This window comes from Aeromonas sp. 600724 (genome assembly GCF_049175135.1).
Classification (GTDB): Bacteria; Pseudomonadota; Gammaproteobacteria; order Enterobacterales; family Aeromonadaceae; genus Aeromonas; species Aeromonas veronii_A.
This window is the reverse complement of the sequence record NZ_JAAKUM010000009.1, coordinates 148,424-163,232: the sequence shown is the minus strand read 5'-3', so window position 1 is coordinate 163,232 and position 14,809 is coordinate 148,424. Positions and strand designations below refer to the sequence as shown.

General features: G+C 57.3%; 13 protein-coding genes. 8 read left to right on the top strand and 5 right to left on the bottom strand.

Annotated elements, in window-relative coordinates:
- Nucleotides 1-14: 14 nt before the first annotated feature.
- From G5168_RS10640 to fldA, 4 genes are read left to right on the top strand one after another with little or no spacing between them, the layout of a single operon-like run.
- A complete protein-coding gene (locus tag G5168_RS10640; RefSeq protein WP_421252184.1) occupies nt 15-797 on the top strand; it encodes an alpha/beta fold hydrolase in 783 nt (260 codons plus the stop codon).
- A 55-nt stretch (nt 798-852) separates the two neighbouring features.
- Complete coding sequence (locus G5168_RS10635) at nt 853-1,074, top strand: DUF2788 domain-containing protein (protein ID WP_005334296.1); 222 nt, start codon at nt 853-855, stop codon at nt 1,072-1,074.
- 20 nt (nt 1,075-1,094) lie between these two features.
- Nucleotides 1,095-1,391, top strand: a complete 297-nt coding sequence (gene ybfE, locus G5168_RS10630) for a LexA regulated protein (protein ID WP_005334297.1) — start codon at nt 1,095-1,097, stop codon at nt 1,389-1,391.
- A gap of 39 nt (nt 1,392-1,430) precedes the next feature.
- Nucleotides 1,431-1,955 carry a flavodoxin FldA gene (fldA, locus tag G5168_RS10625; protein ID WP_005344430.1) on the top strand — a complete coding sequence of 175 codons (525 nt, stop codon included), beginning with the start codon at nt 1,431-1,433 and terminating at the stop codon, nt 1,953-1,955.
- A gap of 90 nt (nt 1,956-2,045) precedes the next feature.
- On the opposite strand, the gene G5168_RS10620 is transcribed toward fldA, so the two are convergent.
- Nucleotides 2,046-2,519, bottom strand: a complete 474-nt coding sequence (locus tag G5168_RS10620) for a DUF4442 domain-containing protein (RefSeq protein WP_227340874.1) — start codon at nt 2,517-2,519, stop codon at nt 2,046-2,048.
- A gap of 242 nt (nt 2,520-2,761) precedes the next feature.
- On the opposite strand from G5168_RS10620, the gene fur reads away from it, so the two are divergent.
- Nucleotides 2,762-3,190, top strand: a complete 429-nt coding sequence (gene fur, locus G5168_RS10615; RefSeq protein ID WP_005334301.1) for a ferric iron uptake transcriptional regulator — start codon at nt 2,762-2,764, stop codon at nt 3,188-3,190.
- Nucleotides 3,191-3,305: 115 nt separating this feature from the next.
- Here fur and glnS read toward each other — a convergent pair whose 3' ends face one another.
- The 3 genes from glnS to nagE all read right to left on the bottom strand — a co-directional run bounded on the left by glnS (nt 3,306) and on the right by nagE (nt 9,586).
- A complete protein-coding gene (gene glnS / locus G5168_RS10610; RefSeq protein ID WP_005350535.1) occupies nt 3,306-4,967 on the bottom strand; it encodes a glutamine--tRNA ligase in 1,662 nt (553 codons plus the stop codon).
- Nucleotides 4,968-5,322: 355 nt separating this feature from the next.
- Complete coding sequence (locus tag G5168_RS10605; RefSeq protein ID WP_005334304.1) at nt 5,323-7,986, bottom strand: beta-N-acetylhexosaminidase; 2,664 nt, start codon at nt 7,984-7,986, stop codon at nt 5,323-5,325.
- A 121-nt stretch (nt 7,987-8,107) separates the two neighbouring features.
- Complete coding sequence (gene nagE / locus G5168_RS10600; protein ID WP_421252183.1) at nt 8,108-9,586, bottom strand: N-acetylglucosamine-specific PTS transporter subunit IIBC; 1,479 nt, start codon at nt 9,584-9,586, stop codon at nt 8,108-8,110.
- A gap of 273 nt (nt 9,587-9,859) precedes the next feature.
- Between nagE and nagB the strand changes: the two genes are divergently transcribed.
- From nagB to nagC, 3 genes are read left to right on the top strand one after another with little or no spacing between them, the layout of a single operon-like run.
- Nucleotides 9,860-10,660: a glucosamine-6-phosphate deaminase gene (gene nagB, locus G5168_RS10595; protein ID WP_005334308.1), complete on the top strand. Its 801-nt coding sequence runs from the start codon at nt 9,860-9,862 to the stop codon at nt 10,658-10,660.
- A 9-nt stretch (nt 10,661-10,669) separates the two neighbouring features.
- A complete protein-coding gene (gene nagA / locus G5168_RS10590; RefSeq protein ID WP_421205779.1) occupies nt 10,670-11,815 on the top strand; it encodes an N-acetylglucosamine-6-phosphate deacetylase in 1,146 nt (381 codons plus the stop codon).
- A gap of 4 nt (nt 11,816-11,819) precedes the next feature.
- Nucleotides 11,820-13,034: a DNA-binding transcriptional regulator NagC gene (gene nagC / locus G5168_RS10585; protein WP_216954163.1), complete on the top strand. Its 1,215-nt coding sequence runs from the start codon at nt 11,820-11,822 to the stop codon at nt 13,032-13,034.
- 71 nt (nt 13,035-13,105) lie between these two features.
- Here nagC and G5168_RS10580 read toward each other — a convergent pair whose 3' ends face one another.
- Nucleotides 13,106-14,722: a phosphoethanolamine transferase gene (locus tag G5168_RS10580; RefSeq protein WP_421252182.1), complete on the bottom strand. Its 1,617-nt coding sequence runs from the start codon at nt 14,720-14,722 to the stop codon at nt 13,106-13,108.
- Between the last annotated feature and the right edge of the window lie 87 nt (nt 14,723-14,809).

Sequence of the window (14,809 nt, the reverse complement as noted above, 5' to 3'; positions counted from 1 at the left end):
GACAAGGTGTCATTTTGCAACAAAACAGCATATTGAACTTCAAGGAGCAGGGTCAGGGCCCGGCGGTCATTCTGATCCACGGCCTGTTTGGCAGCCTCGACAACCTCGGCCTGCTGGCCCGAGCCCTCTGCGAACACTATCGGGTCATCAGCGTCGATCTGCGCAACCACGGCGCCTCCTTTCATAGCAGCGAGATGAGCTATCCGGCGCAAGCGGCCGATATCCTCACCCTGATGGATCGGCTGAATATTGCCGAAGCGACCCTGATTGGCCACTCGATGGGCGGCAAGGTGGCGATGCAGGTCGCCAAGCTGGCGCCAGAGCGGGTGACCAAGCTGGTGGTGGCCGACATGGCGCCGGTCGCCTATCCCCACTCCCGCCACCAGAATGTCTTTGCCGGACTCAACGCCACACTGCGCACGCCGCCGCAAAGCCGCAGTGAAGCGGAAGCCATGCTGGCGCAGCATATCGAGATCGCCGGGGTACGCCAGTTCCTGCTCAAATCGTTCGCCAGAGGCGAGCATGGCTGGGGTTGGCGCTTCAATGTGCCTGCTCTTGAGGGGAACTACGCCAACATCATGGGCTGGCCAGCGGATGAGCATCGCTTCGAAGGGCCGGTGCTCTTTATCAAAGGGGGGGATTCTGACTATATGCAGCCCCAATACAGCGAGACGGCACAGGCCCAATTCCCGGCGGCAAAGGTGCGTGTCATCGCGGGTACCGGCCACTGGTTGCACGCGGAAAAACCGGCTCTGTTCAACAAATTGGTTGTGGATTTCCTGTCGACAGGCGGTTAACAGTTTCAAATCCTTTGTGATATAGTGCGCCCGTCATAAGGAGTGTGCGCAATCCATGCTAAGTGAACATATCGACCTGATCGAAAGTTTGGGCCTCAAGTTATTCTTTGTGGCCATTTTCATATTGATTGGCCTGGCCATTCAGGACGTGCTCAAACGCGGCAACGTGCCCCGTTTCGGTCGTTTTATCGTCTGGTTGGTACTGTTTCTGGGTTGTGCGGGTTTTGTCGCCAAGGGGCTGATCGAACTGGGCTGGGAAGGCTCAGGACTCGGCTAACTTATTTTCATCTGTGATGTATGGCCAAACAGCAAACTGATCGAACAACACTGGATCTGTTCGCAAACGAGAAGCGCCCCGGCAGGCCAAAGACCAACCCACTCCCCCGCGAGACCCAGCTCAAGATCAACAAGCGTAACCAGCTTAAGCGCGATCGGGAGAATGGTCTGAAACGGGTAGAGTTAAAGGTAGAGGCCGAGTTGCTGGAGCGCCTGAACCAACTTGCGTTGCAACAGAACATCAGCCGAGCCGAGCTGATCCAATCTATCCTGAAGCAACAGATTGAATCCGCCTTTGCGGTGGATATTGCAGTCTGAGCGTCAAGCATTAACACCAAATACGGGTAACTAAACACTATGGCAAGTGTAGGTCTGTTTTTTGGCAGCGATACCGGTAACACCGAAGCTGTCGCCAAGATGATCCAGAAAGAGCTGGGCAAGAATCTGATTGAAGTCCGTGACATCGCCAAGAGCAGCAAGGCCGACATCGAGAACTTCGATCTGCTGATGTTCGGCATCCCGACCTGGTACTACGGCGAAGCACAGGCCGACTGGGACGACTTCTTCCCCGATCTGGGCGAAATCGACTTCACCAACAAGCTGGTCGCCATCTTCGGTTGCGGTGATCAGGAAGACTATTCCGAGTACTTCCTCGACGCCATGGGCACCCTGCGCGACATCGTTGAAGCCAAAGGCGCCATCATCATCGGTCACTGGCCGACTGCCGGCTACGAGTTCGAAGCCTCCAAGGCACTGGTCGATGACAAGCACTTTGTCGGTCTGGGTATCGATGAAGATCGCCAGCCGGAGCTGACCGCCGAGCGCGTCAAGGGCTGGTGCAAGCAGCTGCACGAAGAGATGTGCCTGGGCGAGCTGGAGTAATCCGCTTCCCCTCATACCTCTGACAACAAGGGCCCCGACGGGGCCCTTGTTGTATCTGCTTGTTGCGATACCGGCCTTTATTCTCTCCTGTTATTCACCTCTGTGCTCCGGTTTGGCTCGCACATAGAGGGTACGCTTGACCTGCGCCACCAGTTCGCCGCTCTTGTCCTGTACCGTGACCTCGAATTCGGGGAAGTGTTTGGTGCCACCTTCAGTCGCCGCCACGATTTCGGCCAACTTGCCCTCGGTCAGGTTGAACTCGGCCACCAGCTTGCCCTTGCCCGGCTTGATGTAGTTGATGCTGCCCGCCTTGTCCCAGACGTAATAGCGATTCTTGAAGTAGCCCATAAGCATCAGCGGATAGATGGGGTCCGTCATGGCAAACATGCTGCCGCCAAACTGAGTGCGGTTGGCGTTCTTGTTCCACCAGCGGGATTTCAGGGTCACCCGACAGTAGCGAAAGTCATCGCTCAGGGTCTCTATCTTGATACCGGCGCCCCAGAAGGGGGGCCAAGCGTTGAGTGCGCGGCGCACCCAGGCCGCATTGTCAAAAAGCCAATCCATGGATCTCATCCGACCAGAAATATGAAAGTTACATCTTATCAACATCTGCCATGCCAGCAAGTCGGACGACACGATTGATTATTTCAATCCAACCGGCCATTTATGGCTAAACCCCTTGAATTGCTGGGTTTATTTTTAGGGAGGCTACGACCTATAATGACAGGCCAAGCGAGTTCAAGGTTGCCATTCCTGCGGCAGTCCATCAGAATAACCCCACCTTCGAGAATGCGAATAAGTAGAATATGGCAGACAACAACCAAGCGTTAAAAAAGGCCGGGCTCAAGATCACCTTGCCCCGGGTCAAAATCCTGGAAATCCTGCAACAGCCGGACTGCCAGCACACCAGCGCCGAAGATCTCTATAAACGACTGATCGACCTGGGTGAAGAGATTGGTCTCGCTACCGTCTATCGCGTTCTCAACCAGTTTGATGATGCCGGTATCGTTACCCGTCACCACTTCGAAGGTGGCAAGTCGGTATTCGAGCTGGCCACTCAGGAGCACCACGACCACCTGGTTTGCCTCGACTGCGGCAAGGTGATCGAGTTCTCCGACGAGGTGATCGAACAGCGTCAGCGCGAGATCGCCAAGAAATTCAATATCCGTCTCACCAATCACAGCCTCTACCTCTACGGTCACTGTGCTACCGGTGAGTGCAAGCACGACGAATAAGTCGCCTGCGACTTGCAGATAATGGACAATAAAAAAGCCAGCATCAGCTGGCTTTTTTATTGTCCGGCGCAGGCCGTGGCATCGCACAGGGCAGGGTCTCCCCTGCCCTACTGAGTTAGCCTTCGACTTTGCCCCAGGAGTCGCGCAGGGCAACGGTGCGGTTGAACACCAGATGCTCCGGGCTGGAGAGCTTGTTGTCGGCGCAGAAGTAACCTTCACGCTCGAACTGGTAAGCTTGCTCCGGCTTGGCGTTCTTGAGCGAAGCCTCGACACGGGCCCCCTCGATGATCACCAGAGATTCCGGGTTCAGCGCGGCTTCGAAGTCATCCTCGGCGCCCGGGTTCGGCACCTTGAACAGACGGTCGTAGAGACGCACTTCCGCTGGCAGGGAGTGAGTGGCGCTGACCCAGTGGATCACCCCTTTCACCTTGCGGCCATCGGCCGGATCCTTGCCCAGAGTCTCGGGGTCGTAGGAGCAGTAGATGCAGGTGACTTTGCCATCGGCATCTTTCTCGATGCGCTCGGCCTTGATCACATAGGCATTGCGCAGACGCACTTCCTTGCCCAGCACCAGACGCTTGAACTGCTTGTTCGCCTCTTCTTTGAAGTCCGCTTCGTCGATGAAGATTTCACGGGTAAAGTTCAGCTCGCGGGTCCCCATCTCGGCATTGCTCGGGTGGGCCGGGGCAGTCAGCACTTCGTCGGCAGCCAGATTCTCGATGACCACTTTCACCGGATGCAGCACGGCCATGGCGCGCGGCGCATTCTCGTTGAGGTCTTCACGGATGCAGGCTTCCAGCATGCTCATCTCGACGATGTTGTCCTGCTTGGTCACGCCGATGCGCTTGCAGAACTCGCGAATGGAGGCCGGAGTGTAACCACGGCGACGCAGACCGGAGACGGTCAGCATGCGCGGGTCATCCCAACCATCGACGTGCTTCTCGGTCACCAGCAGGTTCAGCTTGCGCTTGGACATGACGGTGTATTCGAGGTTCAGACGAGAGAACTCGTACTGACGCGGGTGGCAGTCGATGGTGATGTTGTCCAGCACCCAGTCGTACAGACGACGGTTGTCCTGGAACTCCAGGGTACAGATGGAGTGGGTGATCCCTTCCAGCGCGTCCGAGATGCAGTGGGTGAAGTCATACATCGGGTAGATGCACCACTTGTCACCGGTCTGGTGGTGGTGGGCAAACTTGATGCGGTAAATAACCGGATCACGCATCACCATGAAGGGAGATGCCATGTCGATCTTGGCGCGCAGGCAGGCGGTGCCTTCGGCGAACTCGCCGTTCTTCATCTTGGCAAACAGCGCCAGGTTCTCTTCCACGCTGCGATCGCGGAACGGGCTGTTCTTGCCAGCTTCAGTCAGGGTGCCACGGTACTCGCGCATCTGCTCGGGCGTCAGCTCGTCCACATAGGCCAGACCCTTTTCAATCAGCTCTATGGCGTAGCCGTGCAGCTTGTCGAAATAGTCGGAGGAGTAGCAAATCTCGCCGTTCCACTGGAAGCCGAGCCACTGTACGTCCTGCTTGATGGACTCTACGTACTCGATATCTTCCTTCACCGGGTTGGTGTCATCGAAACGCAGGTTGCACTGGCCCTGATAGTCGCGGGCGATGCCGAAGTTCAGGCAGATGGATTTGGCGTGGCCGATATGGAGATAACCGTTCGGCTCGGGCGGAAAACGGGTATGCACGCTGCTGTGCTTACCGCTGGCCAGATCTTCATCAATGATCTGACGAATAAAGTTAGTTGGGCTGTTCGCCTGACTCATGGCTCACCTCAAAAAAGCGTCACTGGCGGAAGTTGTGCCGGCTGGCACCCTCATCCCCCCGCCGTCAAGCCGGGTATGATCCCTTATTACGGGCGCTGTCTCAACCTGAATTTGGCACTTCCGGGCCATTTCCCGGCCATTGCTCCGCTAAAAACGGCGTGGCTTTGCACATTGCGCCCCAAATGCATAAAAAAGCCCCGCACTAGGCGGGGCCGAAAGTGATGAAAAACACAAAACAGACAATTACACACAACAAAGGCTCACACGCACAGTCAACCTTTCCCAAATCCGATGCGCCATCGCCCTTGGGAAAGGCGGGTCTTGCGACCCACCTCATGTTAACGGTTGACTGCTATCAGTTCAGTTCGGTGACACGGCTGGTGCGTTTGCCATCGAAGCTGGTGGTACGCAGGTAGACCTTGCCGTTCACGCTCGGCTTGGCCGCGGCGTCATAGGCACTCCAGTTGGTACCGTCCAGGCTGTACTGGATGGGCAGACCCGGCAGATCCACGTTCGCTTCCAGCACACCGTTCACTACCTTGGCACCCGGTACGGAGAGGCGGTATTCAACACCGGCCTGATCCAGCTTCGGCAGCACGCGCTGACCCAGTACGTTGGCAAACTGGTTCCACTCTTTGTTGAGGGTGGCCTTGTTGACGAACTTGGTCTCGCCGGAGAACTCGCGACCCTTCACATAGTTCAGCTCAAAGCCACCTTTGTGCCAGGCACGCTCGGCCACAGAGAAGATACGCGGGTAGACCATGTACTCGTACTGAGCATCGGTACGCACAGTTTCACTCCACTGCTGACCGGAGATCCCCTTGAACTTGACCGGATCCTGGTCACCCTTGGCCACGAAGGCATTGCCGTCGCGGTCAACCGAGGTCTCGGCGTTCTGCGGCAGGTTTTCCGGGGCGAAGGCGAACACCTTGCGGGTGTCGTTGAAACGGGTTGCCCAGTAGTAGCCACGCTCGGCCGGGTGTACTTCGTTCGGGAAGTCGAAGTAGAGGTAATCCGGGTTGGACAGCACCACTTGGTAACCCTTGTGGGCCCACTTCATCGCTTCGTTGAAGCCACCCCAGTAGAGGGTTTCCCAGAAGTTGACACGGGTGTTGTCGGTGGCGAAGTCCTTGGCACCACTGGCGTACTTCAGACCATCTTCCCACGCCTGCAGGGTAGAGAAGCCGCGGTCTTTGACCATCTGGCCCACTTCCTTGGCGAAGTAAACCGGCAGCTCGCCCACTTCCTTGATCTTGCCTTCGTCGATCATCTTCTGGCACATCGGTGACTTGCCAAACGGCTTGTCCTGCTTGCTGGAGTCGACGTTACCTTTCCAGGCGACCAGCTCTTCTTTCTTGGTGACGGCCGGATCCTGATAGCCACCGCCCTGCATGATGTTCTTCGCCTCATCACCACCGTAGTGCCATGCGGTCAGCGGCTGACCAGCGGCCTGGTGCATCTGGGCAACTTCATCCATTACCTTGGCCACGAAGGTGGCAGCACCCGGCTGGCAAGGGTTGATGAAGGACATCTTGTCGTAGAACTGGACGGAGGTGACATTGGAGGTGTCAGCCGGATCAGTCAGACGGAACTGGTTGGCTTCCGCTTCTTTGCCTTCCGCCATCAGACGCTTGTAGCGCGCTTCCATGGAGACCACGGCAGCACGAGCGTGGGCCGGCATGTTGATCTCGGGGATCACGGTTACACCGCGGGCCTTGGCATAACGCACCAGATCCACGTAGTCAGACTTGCTGTAGAAACCGGAACCCTGGTTGTCGCTGGTCGGGCCGGAACCCAGTTGCGGCATCAGGCACTTGGTTTCGGACTCGTCGTGGCAACGCTGGCTACCGACCTGGGTCAGCTCCGGCAGACCCGGGATCTCCAGACGCCAGCCTTCATCGTTAGTCAGGCCAAGGTGCAGCACGTTGAGCTTCATGGCAGACATCTGGTCAACCAGCTTCTTCATGGTATCCAGACTGCGGAAGTGGCGGGCCACGTCGGTCTGCATGCCACGGTATTCAAAGCGCGGCGCATCCTCGACGGTCATCGGGCTCACCAGCTTGTCATCAACACCCAGCAGGGAGATCAGGGATTGTGCACCCCAGAATGCCCCGTCGATATCGCGACCCTGGATCACGGTGCCCTTCTGACCGATGGTCATGTCATAGCCTTCAGCCTGCTTGAGCTTGCTGCCGAGCTTGATGGTCACCGGGTAGCCGGTGTCGGAGAGGGTAACACCCAGCTTGGTCAGTTGAGCCTTCAGGGCCTCGGCGCGATCGCTCGGCAAGTCCAAGGCATTGAGTTTGATGGTGGAGAAGTCAACCTGCGGACCAGCTTTGACTACCTGCTTCATCGGGGTCGGCAGGATCTGGTTGTCAATCTTGCCAGCCGGCAGCAGGGTGCTGGTCTGGTTGGCCGCGAAACGGGTCTCGCTGTTCATCAGGATGTTCTTGTCATCCTTGGTACGCTTCCAGCCATCAGCCGGCATCGGCTTCTCGTAGGTGCTGGCATCATTGATGTTGCTCATGCTGGCCAGTACTTTCGGCTCGGCACCTTCGCTGGCGACATACCAGTTCGGCATGATGTCAGATTCGAACAGTACCCAGTATTCCACCACCAGCGGCACTTCGACCGTGGCATCCTTGGCAAAGCCCTGGAACTTCTCGGTTGGCGTCAAACGATAGAGATCGCCGGTCAGGTGAGTGATGGTGAACTGGTCGTTATCCACACGCTGGATACGACGGATGGAGGAGACGTAGATGCTCCAGTCTTTGGAGGTCACGTCCGCACCGGTATTGGTCAGGTGCAGCTTGGCAACGCCACAGCTCGCCCACTCGGAACCGAGCGCCTGGCAATCGAGGCCGGCACCGGCACCGTCGTTGGTGACCACTTCATACTTGACCACCAGGTTGTTGGCGAGGGAGTCGACCACAGCCTGCTTGGCAGCATCGGCTGCCTGGACCTGGCTGACAAAAACGGTAGACATGGCAATGGCTAACAGAGAATGTTTCAAGTTCATAACTGCTGCTCTCATTTGAAGTAAAGGTTGGATTTTCTTGGCTTTTTTATATGGGGCCCCTGAGCGGGGCCCTTAGTTATGTCAACAATGGACTTAGACTTGAGGTGAGCGAGTCGCTCGATTAACGCAGGGCTTTCATCTCACCGGCGATGATTTCGGCCAATGGGCCCAGAATCACCTGCAGGTTCTGCTCACCGAGTTTGACCACACCGGCCGCACCCAGGGCTTTCAGCTTGCGCTCATCGACGATGCTGCGGTCTTTCAGAGTCAGACGCAGACGGGTGATGCAGGCATCGATGGAGACCAGGTTCTCTTGACCACCCAACACTTCCAGGTATTGCTTGGCCAGCTCGGTACGGTTGGTAGATTGAGCGGCAGCCGGAGCAGTCTCTTCGTCATCTTCACGACCCGGGGTTTTCAGGTTCAGCTTGGCAATCACTACGCGGAACACTGTGTAGTAGAGGCCGAAGAAGACCAGACCCTGAGGGATCAGCATGTACCAGTTGGTCGCCAGCGGGTTACGGCTGGAGAGCACCATATCCACCAGACCGGCACTGAAACCGAAACCGGCCATCCACTGCATGGAGGCAGCGATGAACACGGAGATACCAGTCAGTACGGCGTGGATGACATACAGTACCGGCGCCACGAACATGAAGGAGAACTCGAGCGGCTCGGTAACACCGGTGAAGAAGGAGGCAAAGGCAGCTGCGATCATGATGGAAGCAACTTTCTCTTTGTTCTCTTTCTTGGCGGAGTGGTAGATGGCCAGAGCGGCACCCGGCAGACCGAACATCATGATGGGGAAGAAGCCAGCCTGGTACATACCGACCACGCCTTTCACCTGATCCAGGCTCTTGCCAGCGGCCAGAGCGGCATCGATGGTAGCCTGACCACCCAGGAAGTTCGGGATGTCGTTGATTCCGGCCACGTTGAACCAGAACACGGAGTTCAGGGCGTGGTGCAGACCGATCGGGATCAGCAGACGGTTGAAGAAGGCGTAGATACCGGCACCGGTAGAGCCCAGGCTCACGATGGACTCACCGAAGGAGACCAGACCACCGTAGATTGCCGGCCATACGGCCATCAGGATGAATGATACGACGATCATCACCACGGAGGTTACGATCGGTACCAGACGACGACCGGAGAAGAAGGAGAGTGCCTTGTGCAGCTCGACGTTGCTGAAGCGGTTGTACAGCTCAGCGGCGATAACACCACACAGGATACCCACGAACTGGTTGCTGATCTTGGCAAACGCGGCAGGAACCTGCTCCACCGGGATGCTCTTGATCTGGGCCACGGCACCCGGGCTCAGCAGGGTGGTAACGACCAGGAAGCCGACCAGACCTGCCAGAGCAGCAGAACCGTCTTTATCCTTGGACATACCGTAGGCGACACCGACTGCGAACAGTACGGACATGTTGTCGATAATGGCTGCGCCCGCCTTGATCAGGAAGGCAGCCAGCGCACTGTCACCACCCCAACCATTCGGGTCAATCCAGTAGCCAACCCCCATCAGGATCGCGGCGGCAGGCAATACCGCTACCGGCACCATCAGGGCACGGCCGATCTTTTGCAAATAACCGAGAATGTTCACGGTTCCTCTCCTTAGTTAATGTTTTTCTAGAAATTAAGTGCTTATCACGTTTGACGCATAAGCCATCAAGGCTTGATTGGCAGTCTAGGGCTTTTATTTCGCTGCGCAAATTAATAAACCGATAATCGTGATCGTTATCACCCAAACAAGATAAAGGTGGTGGATAGATGTGGCTTAGTTCGCAATCTTTATTTACGCTATAAAACAACTTGAATCCGTCTTAGCCAATTGCCACCGCCAAACCGGTCGCAACCCGACACAGAGGTATCCCATATGCGCCTGATCCCGTTGAAATCTGCCAGCCAAGTAGGCCTGTGGTCTGCTCGTTACATCGTTGACCGCATCAACGCGTTCAAGCCGACCAGCGATCGCCCTTTCGTACTGGGCCTGCCCACCGGTGGCACCCCGCTCAACACCTACAAGCGCCTGATCGAGTTGCACAAAGCCGGTGAAGTGAGCTTCCAGAACGTGGTCACCTTCAACATGGACGAGTACGTCGGCCTGCCGGAAGATCACCCGGAGAGCTACCACAGCTTCATGCACAACAACTTCTTCAGCCACATCGACATTCGTCCCGAGAACATCAACATCCTCAACGGCAATGCAGAGGATCTGGTGGCCGAGTGCAAGCGCTACGAAGACAAGATCAAGTCCTACGGCAAGATCCACCTGTTCATGGGTGGCGTGGGTAACGACGGCCACATCGCATTCAACGAGCCGGCCTCTTCCCTCTCCTCCCGCACCCGGGTCAAGACCCTGACCGAAGATACCCGTATCGCCAACTCCCGCTTCTTCGGTGGCGACATGGAGCAGGTGCCCAAGCTGGCCCTGACCGTGGGTGTAGGCACCCTGATGGATGCGGAAGAGATCATGATCCTGGTCACCGGTCACGGCAAGGCACTGGCCCTGCAGGCCGCCGTGGAAGGCAGCGTCAACCACATGTGGACCATCTCCACCCTGCAACTGCATCCGAAGGGAATGATGGTGTGTGACGAGCCCTCCACCATGGAGCTCAAGGTCAAGACCGTTCGCTACTTCCAGCAGCTGGAAGCCGCCAACATCGGCCGTCTGTAAGGAGTCGTCATGTACGCATTGACCAACTGCACCCTCTACACCGGCAGCTGCGTGCTGACCGGCTACGGGGTGCTTATCGAGGGCGACAAGATTGTCGCCATCTCTCACCTGGCCGAACTGCCTGCGGGCATCGAGCAGATTGACCTCAAAGGCGCCAACCTGACCGCCGGTTTTATCGATGTGCAGCTCAACGGCTGTGGCGGGGTGATGTTCAACACAGACATCACGGTCGAGACCCTGGCAACCATGCAGGCGGCCAACCTCAAATCCGGTACCACCAGCTTCCTGCCGACCCTGATCACCAGTCCGGATGCGGATATGAAGCAGGCCGTTGCGGTGACCCGTGACTACATGGCTGCACACCCCAACGAGGTGCTGGGCGTCCATCTGGAAGGGCCTTACACCAACCTCAAGCGCAAGGGGATCCACCCTGCCGCGCAAATTCGCCAGCCAGCGGACGAGATGATCGACTTCTTCTGCGCCAACGCGGATGCCATCACCAAAATCACCCTGGCTCCGGAGCGCAACGAACCGGCCCATATCCGCCGTCTGGTGGAAGCGGGCATTCTGGTCTCGGCCGGTCACACTGCCGCCAGTTACGATCAGGCCATGGCCGGGTTCGATAACGGTATTCGCTTTGCGACCCACCTCTACAACGCCATGACCCCGACCCTCAACGGTCGCGAACCGGGCGTCGTGGGCGCCATCTATGATCGCAAGGATGTCTACGCGGGCATCATCGTCGATGGCCACCATGTGCACTGGGCCAACGTGCGTCTTGCTCACAAGGCGCTGGGGGAGCGACTGGTGCTGGTCACCGATGCCACCGCAGCAGCCGGAGCGCCGGAAGGCTTTGAGAAATTTGATTTTTGTGGCACCACCGTCTTTTTACGCGATGGTCAGTGTGTCGACGAGAATGGTACACTCGGCGGTTCCTCCCTCACCATGATTGAGGGGGTGGAAAATCTGGTCAAGCAGGTCGGATTACCGCTCGATGAAGCACTGAGAATGGCCAGCCTCTACCCCGCTCGCGCCATTGGATGGGACTCATGTCTCGGTAGTATCCAGGTCGGTAAAGTAGCCAACCTCACTGTCTTCGATCAGGACTTCACGGTCCGTGGGACCGTGGTTAACGGACACTACACACAACAGTGACATCATGACTGGCGGACAAATAGCAAACGTAGATCTTATCAAGCAGGTCAACAGTGCAGCCGTGTATCGGCTCATCGACCTGCAAGGCCCCATCTCCCGGGTCAAGATTGCCGAGTTGAGTCAGCTGGCACCGGCCAGCGTGACCAAAATAACCCGGCAACTGATCGAGCATGGCCTGATCAAGGAGACCTCTCCGCAAGCCTCAACAGGCGGGCGGCGTGCCATCTCCCTGACCACCATCAAACATCGCTTTCAGTTTGTCTCTGCCAAGCTGGGCCGCGGCTACCTGCAACTGAGTCTCTATGACCTCGATGGCAAGGAGCTCGACCAGCACGTCATTCAGGTGACCGAGATCGATCAGCAACCCGTGGTCGACATGCTACTGCGGGAGATTGGCGCCTTCATCGATGCCAACAGCGAACGCTGTCGCAACCTCATCAGCATCGCGCTGACCATGCCGGGTCTGGTCAACCCGGAATCCGGTATGGTCATCTACACCCCCAAGTACCAGATCCGCAATCTGGGGCTGGCGAAGCTGCTTGAGAACCACTTCAACCTTCCCTGCTACGTGGGTAACGACACCCGTTCCCTCGCGCTGGCCGAACACTTCTTCGGTGAGTCCCGCGACTGCATGGACTCCATTCTGGTGAGTGTTCACCAGGGGACGGGCTCGGGGATCATCACCAAGGGTCAGGTGTTCCTCGGTCAGAACCGCAACGTCGGCGAGATCGGCCATATCCAGGTCGAACCGCTCGGCAAGCGCTGCCACTGCGGCAACTTCGGCTGCCTCGAGACCATCGCCTCCAACGAGGCCATTGTCGACAAGGTGAAGGAGCTTATCAGCCGCGGTCACCAGAGCGTGCTGCAAGAGAAGCACATCACCATTCAGGAGGTGTGCAAGGCGGCGCTGGCGGGCGATGAACTGGCCCGCAGCGTCATCGAGAACGTGGGTGAGCATCTGGGACGGGCGGTGGCGATTACGGTCAACCTGTTCAATCCGCAGAAGGTGCTGATCGCCGGAGAAATCACCGCCGCCGAAGAGCTCCTCTTCCCGGCCATTCGTCGCTGTGTCGAGCATCAATCCCTGCCGAGCTTCCACCGTGGCCTGCCCATCGTGAAGGCCCGCTTCCAGAACCAGCCGACCTATGGCGGCTTTGCGCTGGTCAAGCGCGCCCTGCTGGAGGGAGATCTGCTGCAGATCATCATGGAGCAGAAGTAAGACACTGATCTTGCGAGATAACAAAACGGCAGCCAGTGGCTGCCGTTTTCTATTGTGTGCTTGCTAGCGGTTTAGCCCGCCCGACATGGCTTGAACAGATCCAGCTTGTTGTCGTAAACACTCGTCTGCACATCCATGATCCCCAGCATGGAGTGAAAGAGGTTGTCATGGGAGAAGCGCTGACTGCTCGCCTCCGCCGCCAGGCAACCCATATCAAGCTGGCGATCGGCCTGTAACTGGGGCGAGAACCAGGTCAGCAGCGGCACCCGGGTCTGATCATCCGGCGCAAACTTGTAGGGCGTGCCGTGCAGATAGAGCCCCATAGCCCCAAGGGATTCGCCGTGATCGGAGAGATAGACCAGTCCCACATCGTACTGGCTCTCCAGCAACTTGAGCTTGTCTATCAGCAGCCCCACCACCTTGTCGGTGTAGCGGATGGTGTTGTCATAGGTGTTGACCAGCTCTTCGTTGCTGCAGTTTTCGATGTCGCTGCGCGGGCAGTCGGGCACGAATACCCGATCAGTGGCAGGATAGCGGCGATAGTAGGTCGGGCCATGGCTACCCATCAGGTGAAAAGCCACCAGCTTGTTGCCCTTCATGCCGGCAATCTGCTGATCCAGCCCCTCAAGCAGCACCTCGTCATAGCAGGACTCCCCCTGACAGAGCGCAGGATAGGATTTGGGGAGGATCTCGATGGTCGGTACATTGCGGCACACCCCTTTGCAGCCGCCATCGTTCTCTTTCCACAGCACAGATACACCGGCATGTTGCAGCACATCGAGCAGGCCGTCACGGGAGCTGGCAAGCTGTTCATCGTAACCGCGGCGAGTGAGGTTGGAGAACATGCAGGGCACCGAGACCGCAGTGGCCGTACCGCAGGAACGCACATCTCTGAACGACACCACCCCCTGCTCTTTTGCCGTAAAGCTGTTGGTCGCCTTGCCATACCCGTTAAGGGAGTAGTTCTGGCTGCGCGCCGTCTCACCCACCACCAGGAACATCAAAGTCGGCTTGCTTCCCCGTGCCACCACCCTGGCATCTGTCCCCAAATACTGGTAAGGGATCGGCGTGGCAAACAGCACATCCCGCCCATACTTGTAGAGGCCGTGCACATAGTTGGCTGGCACAATCTCTTTGGCCAGCGACTTGTTGTTGCGCCCGACCGAGGCGTAATCCTGATAGTAAAGTGACGCGACGCCCCCGATAAACAGCAGAGAGATAGCCAGTGCACCCGTCCGCAACGCCAACCCCTGATACCAGCGAGCCGGATAGCGGATCCGCAGTGACCAGAGCACCATAACAGGCAGCAGCCCGGTCAGCAGAAACCAGAGCGCAACCGAACCATTCAAATAGGCCCCCGCCTCACCGCTGTTAGTCTCTACTATGTTCTGGATCATGCCGGCATCAAAGATGACGCCGTATTTGAGCATGGCGTAACTGACGATGGAGCCACTCAGGATCAGCACGGTAAAAAACGGCTTGAGCACAAACCGGAACGTGAAGGGAATAAACACTGTATTTAGCGCCGCAATCAGCACCAGCGGGATCGAAATGACAAATCCGGCTTTGACGTGACTCAGCTCACTGAGCGCCGTGTAAAAGTGCAACAGGATTGGCCAGTTGAGAACCAGCGCGAAAAAGAGAACAAGCAGCAGATTGGTCTGCAGTACACCGAGGGTTACACGCATAAACAACTCCTACATACCGGCCTGCAGTACAGGGGGCCGGTCAAGCCAACAAAAACTACGGGGCCAGCGTAGGAAGTAAAACTTAAG

Excerpts from the sequence above, each read along its gene's own strand:
- G5168_RS10635 (WP_005334296.1), top strand. The coding sequence starts at position 853 with ATGCTAAGTGAACATATCGACCTGATCGAAAGTTTGGGCCTCAAGTTA.
- ybfE (WP_005334297.1), top strand. The coding sequence starts at position 1,095 with ATGGCCAAACAGCAAACTGATCGAACAACACTGGATCTGTTCGCAAAC.
- fldA (WP_005344430.1), top strand. The coding sequence starts at position 1,431 with ATGGCAAGTGTAGGTCTGTTTTTTGGCAGCGATACCGGTAACACCGAA.
- G5168_RS10620 (WP_227340874.1), bottom strand. The coding sequence starts at position 2,519 with ATGGATTGGCTTTTTGACAATGCGGCCTGGGTGCGCCGCGCACTCAAC.
- fur (WP_005334301.1), top strand. The coding sequence starts at position 2,762 with ATGGCAGACAACAACCAAGCGTTAAAAAAGGCCGGGCTCAAGATCACC.
- glnS (WP_005350535.1), bottom strand. The coding sequence starts at position 4,967 with ATGAGTCAGGCGAACAGCCCAACTAACTTTATTCGTCAGATCATTGAT.
- G5168_RS10605 (WP_005334304.1), bottom strand. The coding sequence starts at position 7,986 with ATGAACTTGAAACATTCTCTGTTAGCCATTGCCATGTCTACCGTTTTT.
- nagB (WP_005334308.1), top strand. The coding sequence starts at position 9,860 with ATGCGCCTGATCCCGTTGAAATCTGCCAGCCAAGTAGGCCTGTGGTCT.
- nagA (WP_421205779.1), top strand. The coding sequence starts at position 10,670 with ATGTACGCATTGACCAACTGCACCCTCTACACCGGCAGCTGCGTGCTG.
- nagC (WP_216954163.1), top strand. The coding sequence starts at position 11,820 with ATGACTGGCGGACAAATAGCAAACGTAGATCTTATCAAGCAGGTCAAC.
- G5168_RS10580 (WP_421252182.1), bottom strand. The coding sequence starts at position 14,722 with ATGCGTGTAACCCTCGGTGTACTGCAGACCAATCTGCTGCTTGTTCTC.